Source organism: Alicyclobacillus sp. CIJ1 (assembly GCF_057538885.1).
This window is the reverse complement of record NZ_BAAJPH010000117.1, coordinates 215,393-230,506: the sequence shown is the minus strand read 5'-3', so window position 1 is coordinate 230,506 and position 15,114 is coordinate 215,393. Positions and strand designations below refer to the sequence as shown.

The following is a 15,114-nucleotide window of genomic DNA, read 5'->3' as shown; positions in this document are numbered from 1 at the left end:
AGGAGAGGAATGGAATGCAACGATTGACGGTGGCTGGGATACGCCAGGAAGCGCAACTGCGCGAGCTGTTGAAGGAGCCCGCCCAGTCTCTTCGACGCGGCGGGCTTGTGGCGTTTCCCACCGAAACGGTGTACGGCCTCGGCGCCAACGCACTTCAGGAGGATGCGGTGAGGCGCATTTTTGCCGCCAAGGAGCGGCCGCGCGACAATCCGCTGATTGTGCACATCGCGGAGGACCATCAGCTTCGGGACGTGATCGACGAGAACCAGCCCTTGCATGAGGATGCGGTGCGCCTCATGCGCGCATTTTGGCCTGGGCCGCTCACGCTGCTCTTGCCGGCCGGAACAAGGCTCGCGCCATCCGTTCACCCGGGTCAGCCGCTCGTCGGAGTGCGGATGCCGGATCATCCCGTGGCTCGGGCGCTGATTGCCGAGGCGGGCGTTCCGGTGGCGGCGCCGAGCGCCAACCGGTCCGGCAGGCCGAGCCCCACGACGGCCGACGATGTGGCGGCCGATCTCGGCGAACGGATGGACTGGCTCGTCGACGGCGGGCCGTGCCCTATCGGCGTGGAGTCGACGGTGCTGCTGCTCGAGCCGGACTGCGCGCGCATTCTCCGGCCGGGCGGCGTGACGCAGGAGATGATTGCGAGCGTGATCGATCGGCCGGTGCTGTACGCGGCCGACGTGTTTGACGTGGCGGCTGCGCCTCTGGCGCCCGGCATGAAGTACCGCCACTACGCGCCGGATGCCCGAGTTCACGTGTGGTGGGGGGAGCCGGAGGCCATCGATGAGGCCATGCGCGCCTTTTTGCTCGAGGCCGTGCAGGATGACGACCTGATGGTGCCGGCGCTCATCGCGCCGGATGACTTCGTGCGGCGCTTTGGATGGGCGCTAGCGGACGAGCGGCAGGCTGCCCTTCCCGCAGACACGTATGCGGAGGAGCTCGCGCGCCACTTGTACCGCCTGCTGCGCGCCTTCGACCGCGCTGGGGCGACCGACGTGCTCGTCCACGGCGTGGACCCGACGCACGGCGTGGGGGCAGCCGTCATGAATCGACTGTACAAGGCGTCGGCTGGCCGCGTGCGATGGGTTGGCTAGTGCGTCTTCCAAAATGATCCTGATGTATGGCGAAACTTCGGCGCCAATTCGAACAAAGTGCGACAAGTCTCCTGAAGCCGCTTTCATCTGCGGATGCCGCAGCGAGCGCCGGATATAATGGCGGTGTCAGCAGGGAAGAACGATGAAAAGCGGGAGATGAGCAATATGGAGCTGGCTTTGTTCATCATCACCATGGCGCTGATTTTGGTTGTGGGTGCGGCGCTTCTGATCGGCAACCGCGTGGTGGATCGGATGGTTCATGAGGATTCGCGCGAGGCCGAGGCGCTCCTCGCCGCAGCGGCTGCTCGCAATCGGCAGCGCACTTCGGCGTGAGCGGGTAATCTTGCCATTCGGCCAGCGCTTCCCATACATCGGACAAGAGGGGCAGTCCCTCGTGCGTGGCACGCTGGGGACAGCCCCTCTCGTTTTTTGCTGCATGATGAATGGTTTGCGCCGCCGCGAAAGACCGGCAGAAGCCATCTCCGTGCGCGTCACGTCAGTGCGCCGTCGCGTCGTTGGCGCCGGGCCCGCCAACCGCCGAGGAAGGAAACGGTCCTGGCGTCGCGTTTTCCGGACTCGGCGGATTCGCGCGAGGCGACTCCGTGGTCGCCGGGCTCGATCCCGTTGACGTGCTGTTCGTCTGCGGCGCTGGCGTCGCGCCGGTAGCATTGCCGCTCGAGGGCGAGGATTGCCCGCCGGCCTGAGGCTGAGCGCTTCCGCTGGACCCGCTGGGCGAAGTCGCGTTGCCGCCCACTGGGTTCCCGCCCATTCCCGCGCCCGTCTCGCCTGTTCCCATGGACGAATTCAAGCTTGTCCCATTGGACGTCACACTCGTATTCCCCTGTTCGCCTGTGGGCTCGCCGCCAAGGCCCGCGCTTGCGCCGTTACCGTATGCGCTTTCCCCACTCGCGTTGGTTTGGCTCGCTGGCAGGGTCTCACTGCTTGAAGTCGAGCGAGAGGATGTAACCCATGTGCCACCTGACCTCCATCCGCTACCTCCGCTCGCGCCCGACGAAGTGCTCACACCCTGCGTTTTGGGAGGCATCGTCAGCGGATTCTGGACCGTCGCCACCTGTTCATTCGGCGACCACGCAGGCTCGTTGGTCGGCACAATCTCGTTCGATCCCGCCGGCGACGCAGAGGTACCTTGACCTGAGCCTCGCGACGTCGACCCTACGTCGCTTGTCCCGTTCAATCCAACTGCAGGATGGGCGGCGGCCAGGGCGTACGCCTGCCAGCGCGTGTTCATCCCGAAGATCATGAACCACGCGTAGCTTGCGAGAACCGCGCATCCCGCACCCCCCGCTATCCACTTCGCCACCCGCCGTCTGGGCCATCGGCTCTTGTTCACGGCCTATCCGCTCCATTGGTCATCCAGAGTCGACAACATTATCGCGCACCTGGTCGAATTTTGCGAGAGATTTGTGTGCGCCGAGTCGTGGTATGATGAAGGAAGATACGCCAGAAGCATGCATTCCGAAGAGACCTGGGGAGGAGATAGGGGTTGGAGCGACGAGAGATGTCGGCCGTCTCCGCTCGCGTGTTTCTTTTGGTATTGACGGCCGTTTCGGGCTGCGTGGACGCCATGAGCTTCATGCGGCTCGGTCAGGTATTCACCGCGGCCATGACGGGCAACACGGTGCTCGGCGGGATCGCAGTCGCCGCGGGAGATTTTCGACATGCTGTGCACTACCTCGTCGCCCTCGTCGGATTTGCGTGCGGTGCCGCTGCATCCGGCTTTGTGGCGGCAAGTGAGCGGAAGCGGTCCGCATGGAGCCGCATCGTGACGCACGCGCTGTGGCTTGAGCTCGCGGCGCTTGTCGCGTTCTGGATCGCCGCGGACGCGCTGGGGCCCGCAGGCGTGGCGCGCCACACCGCTCTGCTCTTGTTTGTCCTCGCGTTCGGAATGGGGGCCCAGGGCTCGATGGCGCGCCGCGTTGGCGTCAATGGCATCACGACGACGGTCATCACGAGCACCACGACGGGGCTCATGGAGACACTGGTCTGGAAACTGATGGGGCTTGCGCCGTCGCGGCGCGACCGTTCGGAGCCTTTCGATTCGACCAAGCCGTGGCTCGTGTGGATGTGGGTGTTGGCTGTGGTGATTTACGGCGTGGGGGCCGGCCTCGCGAGCCTCGTCATTGCGCACGCCGGCTACAACGAAATGGCCATTCCCGTCGGGCTCGTGGTGATGACCATCGCGTGGGGGCTGTATCAGACGCGCTCGAAGGCCGAGAGCTCGCAGGCGAGCCGACCGGCCGTGGATCGCTCGCGATAAGCTCAGAACAGCCGGCGGACGTCTGCGATGCGGGCTGTGAGGCCGCTCCCCGGGCCGACGGAGAGGCGCACGACCTCGCCGGCGGACGGATCGCACGCGGCAATCTCGTCCGCGCCCAAGTAAATGCCGACGAGCTCGCCGCGGTCGAGGAGGACGAGATCGCCCGGCCGCACGTCCCACACCGGGACGCTCACACCTGTCGCCTCCCACAGGCCGTCGAGCGTGGTGGGGAGGCGGTACCCGAGAGCGCGGCGGTACACGGCTGCGATGAACGTGGCCGGATCGCAAAAGCCCGTTGTAGGATCCGCGCCCCACGCGAGCGGCATGCCCACGAGCTCCTCGGCGGCCTGCAGGACGGCCGCCACCTTGAGCGGCTCTGGGGCCGAGCGCCTCGCCGACGCGGACGGATCGAGCGCCACGCCGGGAGGCGTCTCGGAGAGCGAGGGGCCGACGGCCATCTCGGCGCGTTCGCTGTCGACCGCGGGCTCAATATGCCGATTGCGGCTCCATACGGTCGCGAGCAGTTGTCGGCCGTCTTCGGTTCTGCACACGGCGCGCTGAAAATCCTCCAGCGCCGGGTGAGCTCGGATGTAGTTCTCCACCGCAGTCGGGGTGAGGACTATCGCGCTGTCGCCGACCGCCTTCGGATCGGGCCGGACCACGATGGTGACCTCATGCATGCGCCTGTTCTCTATGGTTTCCTCAATTCTCCAAAGCGCCGGATTCGCCTGAGCTGGGGGTGCGAAACTCACCGCTGCCGTAAGTTCCAACATCACAGCCCCCAGGGCCCACCCTCTGCGATGCACCCCAATCCCACCCTTGTGGTTGTTTGTGGATATATTTCCTCCTTGGGGAATTCCCTATGCCCTCCATCATGGCGCGGACAGGCTGCGCATATAGATGGAGAGGTGTAAAGGAGGGGGCGTCGTTGTCCAATCTGCAGGCGGCGATTGAGATCGCCATGATGGCTGTGGCGCTCGGGATGGATGCGCTGTCCCTGAGCATCGGGGTGGGACTCGGTGCCATCACGCGGAGGCAGGGGATCGAACTGGCGTTGACCATCGGCGTGTGGCATGTCATGCTCACGCTCGTCGGCCTCGTCTTTGGCGATCTCGTCGGCCACTATCTGGGCCATGTGGCGCGCTGGTTCGCTGCGTTGGTGGTGCTGGGGCTTGGACTGCACATGGCGTATCACACGTGGAGTTCATCCGAGGAGCCCCCTCCGCGGCCGCTCGGAAACGCGTTGGCCCGCATGACCTTCGCGGCCAGCGTCTCCATGGACGCCCTTTCGGTCGGGTTTGGTCTTGGGTTGAAGACGGTGGCGTACGGGGTGACCTCCGCCCTGGCGTTCGGCGTGGCAAGCACCCTGATGTGCGGGATGGGACTCCTGATTGGCCGGCAGTTCGGGCGGGCAATCGGCCGGGTGGGCGAAATGGCGGGAAGCGCCATTCTCATCCTGTGTGGGCTGATGTGGCTCGTGTAATCAAGAGCATCCGACGGCGTCGTTCGATTTGCGAGCGCCCTAGGAACCTCCTATACTGAAGGCAAACGTAGAAGCAAACCAAAGCCAAAAGCATGGAGGAAACAATGCAGATTCTCTTCGTCTGTACCGGAAACACTTGCCGCAGTCCGATGGCTGCGGCCTTCTTGCGTAAGCTCGTCGAGGAGCACGCGCTCGACTGGAACGTCGATTCGGCAGGCCTGATGGCCATGGAAGGTGCCCCCATGACGGAGCATGCAGCGCAGGCCCTCGCACGCCGGCAGGTCCCTGCAGAGGGTCACGCCGCCAAGCGCCTGACTCGGGAGATGCTGCGTGAGGCCGATCTCGTCCTCACCATGTCGCGATCGCACAGGCAGGCGTTGGTGGACGTGTTTCCCGAGCTCGCCGAGAAGGTGCATACGCTGTACGCGTTCGCGCATGAGGTGCCGGAGAACGCGTCGCAGGATGTGGTGGACCCGTTTGGCGGTGGCGAGCAAGAATACGAAGCGTGCGCTGAACATCTCGCCGATCTCGTCCAACGCGCGTTTGCTCGCCTGGTACGAGACGCAGCGGGCGGCGCGGTGGAGAAGGGGGAGGGTGGCGATGGGGCCTCCGAGCAGGGAGATTGAGGCCGAATCGATTGCGTCGGTCCGGCGTGACCTGCCGGTGCTCCTGGCGCACCTCGCGCGCGACGCGAACCTGGGTCCGGGCAAGCTCCTGGTGGTGGGCGCATCGACCAGCGAGGTGGCAGGGGAGCGCATCGGAAGCGCCACGTCCGTCGCCATCGGACAGGCCATCGCGGACGTCGTGCTTGCATTTGCCCGGGAAGCGGGGTGCGACGTGGCCTTCCAGTGCTGTGAGCACCTGAATCGCGCGCTCGTCGTGGAGAGGGCCGTGGCGAGATCGCGCGGCTTCCAGGAAGTCACGGCTATCCCCGTGCCTGGCGCGGGTGGCGCCGCGGCCGCCGCGGCGTATTGGGCGATGGAGGATGCTTGCCTGGTGAGCTCCGTGGCCGCGGATGCGGGGATCGACATCGGCGACACGCTCATCGGGATGCATCTGCGGCCTGTCGCGGTGCCCGTTCGAGGCCCCCTGCGCGAAATCGGCCGGGCGCACGTCGTCATGGCGCGATCGCGCCCGCCCCTCGTCGGCGGCGCCCGCGCGGTGTACGACCCCGAAGAGGCGCGCCGGCGGATGTCCGCCGACACGCCGCCTCGAAGGGACGCGTGAGCCAAGCGCGTGTCTCGCCCCATCATCCCGCGCCCGTGCGCCGTTCAGGGCTTGTGCGCCCCGTGTTCGAACCGTAAGATGAATGTGAATCGCGGCGTCCTCTCGCATGCGGCGCTGGATGAAAGGAGTTGCGCAGTTTGACCACCCTTCTGCAGCAGGTTGATCCGGATGTCGCGTCTGCGATGCAGGCCGAACTCCGTCGGCAGCAGCGGAACATCGAACTCATCGCTTCAGAAAACTTCGTCAGCGAGGCCGTGCTCGAGGCCCTCGGGTCCGTCTTGACGAACAAATACGCCGAAGGTTACCCAGGCCGGCGCTATTACGGCGGGTGCGAGTTTGTCGACGTGGTCGAGCGCATCGCCATCGATCGCGTCAAGGAACTGTTCGGCGCCGAGTACGCGAACGTCCAGCCGCACAGCGGTTCGCAGGCGAACATGACGGTCTACTTCAGTGTCCTCAAGCCGGGCGACACGGTGCTCGGCATGAATCTCGCGCACGGCGGCCACTTGACGCATGGCAGCCCCGTGAACTTTTCTGGGCAGCTTTACAAGTTCGTCTCGTACGGCGTCGACCCGGAGACCCATCTCATCGACTACGACGAGGTGCTCAAGGTCGCGAAGGAACATCGGCCGAAGATGATTGTCGCCGGCGCGAGCGCGTACCCGCGCGTCATCGACTTCAAACGCATGCGGGAGATTGCGGACGAGGTCGGCGCGTATCTGATGGTGGACATGGCGCACATTGCGGGCCTCATTGCCGCGGGGCTTCACCCGTCCCCCGTGCCGCACGCGCACTTCGTGACGTCCACGACGCACAAGACGCTTCGGGGTCCGCGCGGCGGGTTCATCCTCTGTCAGAAGGACGTCGCCAAGCTTATCGACAAGACGAACTTCCCCGGCGTCCAGGGCGGTCCCCTCATGCACGTGATTGCGGCGAAGGCCGTCGCGTTCGGCGAAGCCTTGAAACCCGAGTTCAAGGCGTACCAGGAGCAGATTGTGAAGAACGCGAAGGCGCTGGCCGAAGCGCTCAAAGGGTACGGGTTCCGCCTTGTGTCCGGCGGCACCGACAACCACCTGATGCTTATCGACGTGCGCAGCGCGGGCCTGACCGGCAAAGAAGCCGAGCGGAGGCTGGACGAAATCGGCATCACCGTCAACAAGAACGCCATCCCGTTCGATCCGGAAAGTCCAATGGTGACGAGCGGCATCCGCGTCGGCACGCCAGCTGCGACGTCGCGCGGCATGGACGAGGGCGCGATGCAGGAGATTGCTGAGATCTTCAAGCTCGTCCTCCTCGGCGACTTCAACGACGAGGTGAAGCGCGAGGCGCGCGCTCGTGTGGACAGCTTGACGGAACGGTTTCCGCTCTATCCGACTTTGTCCTACGTCGAATGAAATGCCTTGGTTGAGCGCCGCCCACGAGGGCGGCCCCATTTTGACAAAGGAGCGTTTTCCTTGGGACAGGTGCATGTGCTTGACCATCCCCTCATTCAGCACAAGTTGACCCTCATTCGCGACAAGAACACGGGGACGAAGGAGTTTCGCGCGCTCGTCCAGGAAGTTGCGATGCTCATGGTCTACGAGATCACGCGCGATCTCCCTCTGCAAGAGGTTACGGTGGAGACGCCCGTGGGCGTCGCCTCGGCGAAGGTCATCGCGGGCAAGACGCTCGCCATCGTGCCGGTCCTGCGCGCGGGGCTCGGCATGGTCGAAGGAATTTTGAACTTAATCCCCGGGGCGAAGGTCGGTCACATCGGGCTATATCGCGATCCCGAGACGCTGATGCCCGTCGAATACTACTGCAAACTCCCGGCTCATCTGGAGGAGCGGGACGTGTACGTGGTCGACCCGATGCTCGCCACAGGTGGATCCGCCGTGGCAGCGCTCCGAGCGGTGAAGGAGCGCGGGGCGCAGCGCCCGAAACTCATGTGCCTCGTCGGCGTCCCCGAAGGTATCCGGGCCGTTCAGGAACACCATCCGGACGTCGACATCTACCTCGCCGCTGTGGATGACCATCTGAACGATCACGGCTACATCGTCCCGGGCCTCGGCGACGCGGGGGATCGCCTCTTCGGGACGAAGTAGACGCTTCGCTCGGACGAGCCGGCGAAAGACAATGAGGGGGTCCTATCGTTGAAATTAACGCCCGTCCGTGTGCTCACCGTGTTCGGAACGCGGCCTGAGGCCATCAAGATGGCTCCGCTTGTCAAGGCGCTCGAAGCGCATCCTCAGATTGAGTCGCTCGTGTGCGTCACCGCGCAGCACCGCGAGATGCTGGATCAGGTGTTGGAGGTCTTCTCCATTCGCGTGGACGACGATCTCGACATCATGGAGCCGAAACAGACGCTGGCGACCATCACCGTGAAGGCTCTCGCCGGACTGGAGGGGGTGCTCGAGCGGCGCAAGCCCGACCTGGTTCTGGTGCACGGCGACACGACCACGACGTTCGCCGCGAGCCTGGCCGCGTTTTATCAACAAATTGCCATTGGCCATGTGGAAGCGGGGCTTCGGACGTACCAGAAATACAGCCCGTTCCCAGAAGAGATGAATCGCCAGTTGACCGACGTGCTCTGCGATCTCTTCTTCGCCCCGACCGACGTCGCTGCAGCGCATCTCAGGCAGGAGGGTCGGCCGGAGGAGGCCATCTTTGTGACGGGGAACACGGCTATCGATGCCATGCGCACAACCGTCCGCAAAGCGTACACGCATCCCGTGTTGGACGGGATGCCCAATGGCGCTCGCCTCATTTACATGACTAGCCACCGCCGGGAGAACTGGGGAGAGAAGCTCGAGAGCATCTGCCGCGCGGCTCGCAGGGTGGTGGATCTTGCTGAAGATCTCCATTTGGTCTACCCCGTCCACCTGAATCCGCGCGTCCGCGACACGGTGTTTTCCATCCTCGGCGGCCATCCGCGGATCCATCTGCTGGATCCGCTCGGCGTGATCGACAACCACAACTTCATGGCGCGCGCAACGCTGATCCTCACGGATTCCGGCGGCATTCAGGAGGAGGCGCCGTCGCTCGGTGTGCCTGTGCTGGTCCTGCGGGATACCACCGAGCGGCCGGAAGGCATTGAGGCGGGGACGCTGAAGCTCGTGGGAACGGACGAGGAAACCATTTTCTCCGAGGCTAAACGCCTGCTCACGGATGAAGCCGCATACCGGGATATGGCGTTGCGCAAGAATCCGTATGGCGACGGCCGCGCTTCGGAGCGCATCGTGCAAGCTATCTTATATCACTTTGGCCTGGCTGAGCGCCCCCAGCCTTTTCGCTATCTGGAGTCCGAGGGGCCGTTTCAACATCGATGAGGATTTCCAGTATGTGCTTGCGCTTTCACTTCCATTTGTGGATGGAGAGTGCGCATCCGGGTAACGAGGCACCCGGGTCGAGGATTTTGTGAACAAACCGGGACAGCCGGGCAAAATCCCTGGTATTCCGCAGGGTTTCTGCGTTGACATCGAATTTTGGGCTAGTGTACTATAGGCGAGGGTTCTGGCATTTCACCATACAAACAGGCGTTTCGCCCTACGAGAAGGGTGAGCTAGCGCGCCCATTTCTGGAAACGCCTTCCTTGCTATGGTTATCCTGGCTTGCAAGCGGAAACCCTATAGGTATGTGGTGGAATGTTGCAAAAGCTCCACTCAATCTCTTGCATCACACAAGTTTGTCCCTCTCTTCAATCTGTTCTAGGTGGTGTGTGCGTTCGCAGACGAAGACCGCAACGAGGCGCGTTCTGCGCGCAAGCAGCCGAGTGACTGGACGTTGTTCGCCGTCTACTCAGGAGCCACGCTGCAACTCGCTGGGTGCATCGTTGGCCTGGGGTTTGTGGGGCATGTCGTGAGTTTGCATGTCCATCGGCTCTGGCCGACGGTGGCGGGCGTGGTGCTCGGCGTGATGGCCGGCGTGTCGGGCCTAACGTTCCTCGTCAAACAGGTTCTAGGAGACCGACGATGAGTGCCAATTCCCTCATGAAGCGACTGCGAGCCATTCAATGGTCGTGGCTCGGCCTGATGTTGTTGACCGCGCTTGGTGTCGCTGTCTTTAGGGAGGCGCGGCCCGTCTTCAGTGGTCTGCTGTTGGGTGAGATGGGTGGCCTGTTCGTGATCTTCAGCATGATCCGCCAGGGGCATCTGAACGACAACGTTCAAGGGCAGGTACTCTTCGCCTCTGGGATGGTGGGCATGTTCGCGCGGCTTGCGCTGATTGTGGTCATCATGGTCATCGCGCTGAAGTTCCGGGCGCTGTTCAATCCCTACGCAGCCTTGGTCGGGTACGCCCTGAGTTTTGTGTTCATCATTATTGGGATGTATCGGTATGCCAAGAACCCGCCTGATCAACAAGGATGACGGAAAGAAGGTGAAAACGTGCCGGTCTTCCCGACGTTATTCCCGGGGACCATCTGGCAGACGAACGTCGTCGTGATTGCGACCATCTTTCTCACGGGGCTCATCGTCTTCGTTCTGCTGCGTCTGGCCGTGGCGCGCATGGACATGCGTCACCCTCGCGGATTGCAGAACCTCGTGGAATGGGCCTTCGACTTCTCCGAGAGCATGGCGAAAGATGTGATGCCGAGCGAGGAATCGCGGCGGTTCGTGCGACCTCTCGCGTTCATCATGTTGCTCTTTCTGTTCGTCGCCAACTGGCTCGGGCTCATCATGACCATCACAGTGCACTTCGATCCGCATGCTCACGTCTGGGGCTTGAGCCCGTCCGACCTTCAGTCGGCGAAGGGGGACGTGGAACTCTTTGATTCTCCGACGTCCAACATGAGCATGGCGCTCGGGCTCGCCATTCTGGTGTGGCTCATCAGCCACGCGAGGGGACTGCGGCATCCAGTCAAGTGGTTTCGCCACTTGCTCCGCCATCCCCCGTTCGGACTGTTGGAGGAAATCACAAATCCTCTGACGCACGGCATGCGACTTTTCGGCAACATTTTCGCCGGCGAGATCCTGCTAGGGCTCCTGCTGCGCGCGCCGTTTGCGTTCCACTTCATCCCTTGGCAGCTTCCGTTCATCATCGCCTGGCTGCTGTACAGCGGCTTTGTGGCGACGATTCAAGCCTACGTCTTCAGCATCCTGATGTGCCTGTACATCGGCATGAAGTCGTTTGAAGCGGACAGCCAGCACTGACGCTCGGCGTTCGGAAGGGCTTGCGCGAACGAAGTTTACGTCCATCAACAAAAGGAGGAACAGACTGATGCAACTCGACATGGTCAAAGCGATTTACGACATTGCAGTGGCGCTCCTGCTCGGCCTGGCGGCCGTCGGCTCTGGCGTCGGCGACGGCATGGTCATGAGCAAGTACGTCGAAGGCGTCGCTCGCCAGCCTGAAGCGCGCGGCTCCATCTTCGGCAGCGCGCTCCTTGGTGTCGCGTTGGTCGAGGCGTTCCCGGTCATCGCGCTGGCATTCGGTATCATCATCCTCTTCACGAAAGGCGCGTTCTGATGCCTGGGCGCCCGGCTCCTCGCGCCGGGCGCTCGTGTAAGCCGGATGCCAATCCAAGGAGGAGGGAGTGTTCCAGGTGGGCGGCATCTTTCAAGTTGGAACGTTCATCTTCTCCGTGATCTCGTTCCTCATCGTGTTCTTCATCATTCAGCGGTTTGCGTTCAAGCCGCTGGCGCGAATGTTGGAACAGCGGAGAATTCATATCGAGACCCAGATCAGCGAGGCCGAGAAGAGCCGCGAAGAAGCAGAGCGGCTGTTGGCCGAACAACAGCGCTTGTTGGAAGAGGCGCGCAAGGAAGCGCGGAACCTGCTGGATCAAGCTCGCATCCGCGCGGACGAGCAGGCGCGCGAGATTGTGCAGAAGGCCGAAGAGGAGGCAGCTCGGATTCTCGAGGAGAGCCGCCAAGCCATTGTCCGCGAGCGCGACGAGGCCCTGGCCGCCGTCACGAAGCGCGTGGCGGAGTTGTCTGTCGAGTTGACCACCAAGTTGCTGCGCGATCACGTCACGGCCGAGTTGCACAAGGAACTCGTGGAAGAGGCCGAGAGCAAGTTGGGTGAGCTCGTATGCTGACCGGCGCGGTGGCGAATCGGTACGCGCGCGCGCTCGTGTCGTACGCACAAGAGCATGGCGCAGTGGAGGACATCGGCGCACAGCTCGGCAAGATCCGCGCGTTCCTCGGGGCATCCAAAGAGTTGTCGCAATTTCTCGCGAGTCCGGTCGTTGCCACGGAATCTAAGATCAAGGCGCTCGAAGGCGTGCTCGGGGAGCCGCTGCGCCCTGACGTCGCGCGGTTTCTGGCGATCCTGCTGGACCGAGGGCGTGGGTCATACGTAGCGCTCGTGGCGGATCGCTACCAGGAGCTCGCGGACGCCTTGAACGGCCGCGTTCGCGTCGAGATCGAGACGGCGCAACCGCTGACGGAGGCGGATCTCGACGAGTTGGTCCGCCGGCTCACGGAGGCGTGCGGCAAGACGGTAGTGCCGAAGGTCATTGAAAATCCGGCGCTCATCGCGGGCGTCCGCATTCACATGGGCCATCGCGTGCTGGACGCGACGACGGCAAACGCCTTGCGCCAGTTCCGCGATCGCCTGTTAGCCCGCGCAGTGCGTAAGGAGGGAATACGTTGAGCATTCGTCCGGATGAAATCAGCGCGCTCATCAAGCAACAGATCGAGCAGTTCGAGGTCAAGGCCGAGGTGCGCGACACGGGCACGGTGCTGTCGGTGGGCGACGGGATTGCGCGCCTCTACGGCTTAGACAACGTCATGGCGGGCGAGCTGGTCGAGTTTGAAAGCGGCGTGTACGGCATGGCGCTGAACCTGGAGGAGGACAACGTCGGCGTCGTGGTGCTCGGTTCCGTGCAGGGCATCCGCGAAGGCGAACAGGTGCGCCGCACCGGCCGCCTGGTCACGGTGCCCGTGGGTCCGCAGCTCTTGGGGCGCGTCGTGAACGCGCTGGGTCAACCCATTGACAACAAGGGCCCCATTGAGGCCACGGAGTATCGTCCCGTCGAGTCGCCAGCGCCGGGCGTCATCGTGCGCCGCTCCGTGCATGAGCCGCTCGAAACGGGTATCAAGGCCATCGATTCGATGGTGCCCATCGGACGTGGTCAGCGCGAGCTCATCATTGGCGACCGCCAGACGGGAAAAACGGCCATTGCGCTCGACACCATCATCAACCAAAAGGGCAAGGACGTGAAGTGCATCTACGTCGCCATCGGGCAGAAGCAGTCGACGGTGGCGCAAGTTGTGGAGACGCTCCGCCGCTACGGCGCCATGGAGTACACCACGGTGGTCGTGGCGAGCGCGTCGGAGCCTGCTCCGCTCTTGTTCCTCGCTCCCTATGCGGGGTGTGCGATGGCGGAGTACTACCTGTACAACGGGCAGCACGCCCTCGTGGTGTACGACGACCTGTCGAAACAGGCCGCCGCATACCGCGAGATGTCGCTCTTGCTGCGGCGTCCGCCAGGTCGCGAGGCGTATCCGGGTGACGTGTTTTATCTGCACTCGCGCCTCCTCGAGCGCGCCGCAAAGCTCAACGACGAGCACGGCGGCGGCTCACTCACGGCCCTGCCGTTCATCGAGACCCAGGCGGGCGATATCTCTGCGTACATTCCGACCAACGTCATCTCGATCACGGACGGCCAGATCTTCCTCGAGTCGGACCTGTTCTTTGCGGGCGTGCGGCCGGCGATTAACGTCGGATCGTCGGTGTCCCGCGTGGGATCGGCGGCGCAGACGAAGGCCATGAAGAAGGTCGCCGGCACGCTGAAGCTGGATCTCGCCCAGTACCGCGAGCTCCAGGCCTTCACCCAGTTCGGCAGCGATCTGGACAAGGCGACGCAGGACACCTTGCGCCGCGGCGAGCGGATGACAGAGTTGTTGAAGCAGCCGCAGTATCACCCGCTGACGTTCGATCGGCAGGTCGCGTCGCTCTGGACGGGTGTGAACGGCTATCTGGACGACATCCCGGTGGAGGCCGTGCAAAAGTTCGAGCGCGAGTGGCTCGCCTTCCTGGATCGCGAGTATCCGCAGGTGTTCCAACAGATGCAGGAGCGCAAGTCGCTTGAGGACGATACCATCGAGCTCATGAAAGAAGCGATGGCGAAGTTCAAGCCGACGTTTGTGCCCTGATGGACGGGTGATGCACGGCCCTTCGTGGGCCGTGCCGCATGAATCGGGGCTTTGGCCCCAACCGGTGGTGAGAACGGGCGATGGCGCAAAATAGCATGCGCGATATCCGGCGGCGCATCAAAAGCGTCCGCAATACCGCGCAGATCACAAAGGCGATGGAGATGGTCGCGGCCGCCAAGTTGCGCCGCGTGCAGGATGCGGTGCAACAGTCAAAACCGTACCTCTCGAAGATGCAGGAGATGCTCGCGAACCTGTCGCTCTCGGCGCGGCATGTCAAGCATCCGCTGCTCGCGGTGAGGCCCGTGCGGCGCATCGGTTACCTCGTCATCACGGCCGATCGCGGCCTGGCCGGGCCGTACAACGCGCAAGTCGTGCGCGCCGCGATGCAGGAGTTCGGCAAGCGAGACAAGGCCTCGTACGCGATTTACACGGTCGGCAAGCGAGGGCGGAACTTCTTCCAGCGCCGTGGGCTGCCCATCGCGGCCGAGGTCGTCGATCTCCCGGATACGCCCACGTATCACTCCGTGCGCCATCTGGCGGAAAACATCGTCGCGGCGTACGAGCGCGAGGAGTTCGACGAGCTGTATTTCATCTACAACGAGTTCATCAACGCAGCGGTTCAGCGCCCGGTGGTGCGCAAAGTACTACCTCTGGCCTCGCTTGCAGAGAACGCACAGGGGCCACGGCGCAATTATCTGTTTGAGCCTGACGAGGAGTCGGTGCTCGCGGCTCTCCTTCCGCGGTATGCCGAGACGCTGGTCTATCAGGCGGTGTTGGACGCGAAGGCTTCCGAACATGCTGCGCGCATGAACGCCATGGGCAACGCGACCGACAACGCGCTTGAGCTGATCGAGAAACTGACCTTGTCGTTGAACCGAGCGCGCCAGGCGGCGATCACGACCCAGATTGCAGAAATTGTCGGTGGCGCGGAAGCGTTGAAATAACAAAGGA

Annotated in this window: 19 protein-coding genes; 17 read left to right on the top strand and 2 right to left on the bottom strand. The window is 63.4% G+C overall.

What is annotated here, in order from left to right:
* The first annotated feature begins 14 nt into the window (after positions 1-14).
* Positions 15-1,097, top strand: coding sequence for an L-threonylcarbamoyladenylate synthase (locus AC27E8_RS10135; RefSeq protein ID WP_487099105.1), 1,083 nt, complete (start codon positions 15-17; stop codon positions 1,095-1,097).
* A 165-nt stretch (positions 1,098-1,262) separates the two neighbouring features.
* Positions 1,263-1,430, top strand: coding sequence for a hypothetical protein (locus AC27E8_RS10130; RefSeq protein WP_230087762.1), 168 nt, complete (start codon positions 1,263-1,265; stop codon positions 1,428-1,430).
* 163 nt (positions 1,431-1,593) lie between these two features.
* Here the strand turns inward: AC27E8_RS10130 and AC27E8_RS10125 are convergent, their stop codons facing one another.
* Positions 1,594-2,448: a hypothetical protein gene (locus AC27E8_RS10125; protein WP_487099106.1), complete on the bottom strand. Its 855-nt coding sequence runs from the start codon at positions 2,446-2,448 to the stop codon at positions 1,594-1,596.
* A gap of 153 nt (positions 2,449-2,601) precedes the next feature.
* Here AC27E8_RS10125 and AC27E8_RS10120 point away from each other — a divergent pair, with 153 nt between their 5' ends.
* Positions 2,602-3,375, top strand: a complete 774-nt coding sequence (locus AC27E8_RS10120) for a YoaK family protein (RefSeq protein ID WP_487099107.1) — start codon at positions 2,602-2,604, stop codon at positions 3,373-3,375.
* 2 nt (positions 3,376-3,377) lie between these two features.
* On the opposite strand, the gene AC27E8_RS10115 is transcribed toward AC27E8_RS10120, so the two are convergent.
* Complete coding sequence (locus tag AC27E8_RS10115; RefSeq protein ID WP_487099108.1) at positions 3,378-4,148, bottom strand: NlpC/P60 family protein; 771 nt, start codon at positions 4,146-4,148, stop codon at positions 3,378-3,380.
* Between the two features lie 155 nt (positions 4,149-4,303).
* Here AC27E8_RS10115 and AC27E8_RS10110 point away from each other — a divergent pair, with 155 nt between their 5' ends.
* The 14 genes from AC27E8_RS10110 to atpG all read left to right on the top strand — a co-directional run bounded on the left by AC27E8_RS10110 (position 4,304) and on the right by atpG (position 15,107).
* Positions 4,304-4,858: a manganese efflux pump MntP gene (locus tag AC27E8_RS10110; protein WP_487099109.1), complete on the top strand. Its 555-nt coding sequence runs from the start codon at positions 4,304-4,306 to the stop codon at positions 4,856-4,858.
* 104 nt (positions 4,859-4,962) lie between these two features.
* Complete coding sequence (locus AC27E8_RS10105) at positions 4,963-5,484, top strand: low molecular weight protein arginine phosphatase (protein ID WP_487099110.1); 522 nt, start codon at positions 4,963-4,965, stop codon at positions 5,482-5,484.
* Positions 5,459-6,085, top strand: a complete 627-nt coding sequence (locus tag AC27E8_RS10100) for a TIGR01440 family protein (RefSeq protein WP_487099111.1) — start codon at positions 5,459-5,461, stop codon at positions 6,083-6,085. Before AC27E8_RS10105 ends, AC27E8_RS10100 begins: the two co-directional genes overlap by 26 nt.
* A gap of 137 nt (positions 6,086-6,222) precedes the next feature.
* Complete coding sequence (locus AC27E8_RS10095; RefSeq protein ID WP_487099112.1) at positions 6,223-7,479, top strand: serine hydroxymethyltransferase; 1,257 nt, start codon at positions 6,223-6,225, stop codon at positions 7,477-7,479.
* Between the two features lie 60 nt (positions 7,480-7,539).
* Positions 7,540-8,169 (top strand): uracil phosphoribosyltransferase, encoded by a 630-nt coding sequence (gene upp, locus AC27E8_RS10090; RefSeq protein WP_008339900.1) that lies wholly within the window; start codon positions 7,540-7,542, stop codon positions 8,167-8,169.
* 108 nt (positions 8,170-8,277) lie between these two features.
* Positions 8,278-9,393 (top strand): non-hydrolyzing UDP-N-acetylglucosamine 2-epimerase, encoded by a 1,116-nt coding sequence (wecB, locus tag AC27E8_RS10085; protein ID WP_487099283.1) that lies wholly within the window; start codon positions 8,278-8,280, stop codon positions 9,391-9,393.
* 385 nt (positions 9,394-9,778) lie between these two features.
* Positions 9,779-10,039, top strand: a complete 261-nt coding sequence (locus AC27E8_RS10080) for a hypothetical protein (protein WP_237699966.1) — start codon at positions 9,779-9,781, stop codon at positions 10,037-10,039.
* Entirely contained in the window at positions 10,036-10,431 is a 396-nt protein-coding gene (locus AC27E8_RS10075) for a hypothetical protein (protein ID WP_487099113.1), read from the top strand. Before AC27E8_RS10080 ends, AC27E8_RS10075 begins: the two co-directional genes overlap by 4 nt.
* A gap of 18 nt (positions 10,432-10,449) precedes the next feature.
* Positions 10,450-11,214, top strand: coding sequence for a F0F1 ATP synthase subunit A (gene atpB / locus AC27E8_RS10070; protein WP_487099114.1), 765 nt, complete (start codon positions 10,450-10,452; stop codon positions 11,212-11,214).
* Between the two features lie 67 nt (positions 11,215-11,281).
* Positions 11,282-11,530, top strand: coding sequence for an ATP synthase F0 subunit C (gene atpE, locus AC27E8_RS10065; protein WP_008339894.1), 249 nt, complete (start codon positions 11,282-11,284; stop codon positions 11,528-11,530).
* A 67-nt stretch (positions 11,531-11,597) separates the two neighbouring features.
* Entirely contained in the window at positions 11,598-12,101 is a 504-nt protein-coding gene (gene atpF, locus AC27E8_RS10060; protein ID WP_487099115.1) for a F0F1 ATP synthase subunit B, read from the top strand.
* Positions 12,095-12,658 carry an ATP synthase F1 subunit delta gene (atpH, locus tag AC27E8_RS10055; RefSeq protein ID WP_487099116.1) on the top strand — a complete coding sequence of 188 codons (564 nt, stop codon included), beginning with the start codon at positions 12,095-12,097 and terminating at the stop codon, positions 12,656-12,658. Before atpF ends, atpH begins: the two co-directional genes overlap by 7 nt.
* A complete protein-coding gene (gene atpA, locus AC27E8_RS10050; protein WP_008339891.1) occupies positions 12,655-14,163 on the top strand; it encodes a F0F1 ATP synthase subunit alpha in 1,509 nt (502 codons plus the stop codon). The genes atpH and atpA overlap by 4 nt, the downstream gene beginning before the upstream one ends.
* 80 nt (positions 14,164-14,243) lie before the next feature.
* A complete protein-coding gene (gene atpG, locus AC27E8_RS10045) occupies positions 14,244-15,107 on the top strand; it encodes an ATP synthase F1 subunit gamma (protein ID WP_014465781.1) in 864 nt (287 codons plus the stop codon).
* Positions 15,108-15,114 lie beyond the last annotated feature (7 nt).

Coding starts and splice junctions, on each gene's coding strand:
- AC27E8_RS10135 (WP_487099105.1), top strand. CDS start 15: ATGCAACGATTGACGGTGGCTGGGATACGCCAGGAAGCGCAACTGCGC.
- AC27E8_RS10130 (WP_230087762.1), top strand. CDS start 1,263: ATGGAGCTGGCTTTGTTCATCATCACCATGGCGCTGATTTTGGTTGTG.
- AC27E8_RS10115 (WP_487099108.1), bottom strand. CDS start 4,148: ATGTTGGAACTTACGGCAGCGGTGAGTTTCGCACCCCCAGCTCAGGCG.
- AC27E8_RS10105 (WP_487099110.1), top strand. CDS start 4,963: ATGCAGATTCTCTTCGTCTGTACCGGAAACACTTGCCGCAGTCCGATG.
- AC27E8_RS10100 (WP_487099111.1), top strand. CDS start 5,459: ATGGGGCCTCCGAGCAGGGAGATTGAGGCCGAATCGATTGCGTCGGTC.
- wecB (WP_487099283.1), top strand. CDS start 8,278: ATGGCTCCGCTTGTCAAGGCGCTCGAAGCGCATCCTCAGATTGAGTCG.
- AC27E8_RS10075 (WP_487099113.1), top strand. CDS start 10,036: ATGAGTGCCAATTCCCTCATGAAGCGACTGCGAGCCATTCAATGGTCG.
- atpE (WP_008339894.1), top strand. CDS start 11,282: ATGCAACTCGACATGGTCAAAGCGATTTACGACATTGCAGTGGCGCTC.
- atpH (WP_487099116.1), top strand. CDS start 12,095: ATGCTGACCGGCGCGGTGGCGAATCGGTACGCGCGCGCGCTCGTGTCG.
- atpG (WP_014465781.1), top strand. CDS start 14,244: ATGGCGCAAAATAGCATGCGCGATATCCGGCGGCGCATCAAAAGCGTC.